The sequence below is a fragment of the Paraburkholderia sp. SIMBA_054 genome, assembly GCF_046534875.1.
GTDB lineage: Bacteria > Pseudomonadota > Gammaproteobacteria > Burkholderiales > Burkholderiaceae > Paraburkholderia > Paraburkholderia hospita.
In genome coordinates, this window is sequence record NZ_JAWRXV010001410.1 from 1 (window position 1) to 246 (window position 246).

Consider the following 246-nt stretch of genomic DNA (forward strand, 5'->3'; position numbering starts at 1 on the left):
CTGGCCGGCCGCCTCGCGCACGCTGCGCGCCAGCGCCAGGCCGTCGCCGTCGGGCAGCGACAGCGAAGTGGTGACCAGGTTGACCGCGCCGGCCGCCAGCGCGTCGCGCGCCTCGGCGATGCTGGCGCAGCCGACCACCTCGACCGCCGGCAGCTCGCGCTGCAGCACGTCGGCGATCAGCTTGCGCACCAGCTTGGAGCCGTCGACGACCATCACGCGCGGCGCGTCGCTGATCAGGTGCTTGAG

General features: G+C 74.8%; 1 protein-coding gene. It reads right to left on the bottom strand.

Annotated elements, in window-relative coordinates; genetic code table 11:
• Positions 1-246, bottom strand: a 246-nt coding sequence (locus SB822_RS59690) for a response regulator (RefSeq protein ID WP_410859455.1), incomplete at both ends; no start/stop codon positions are given.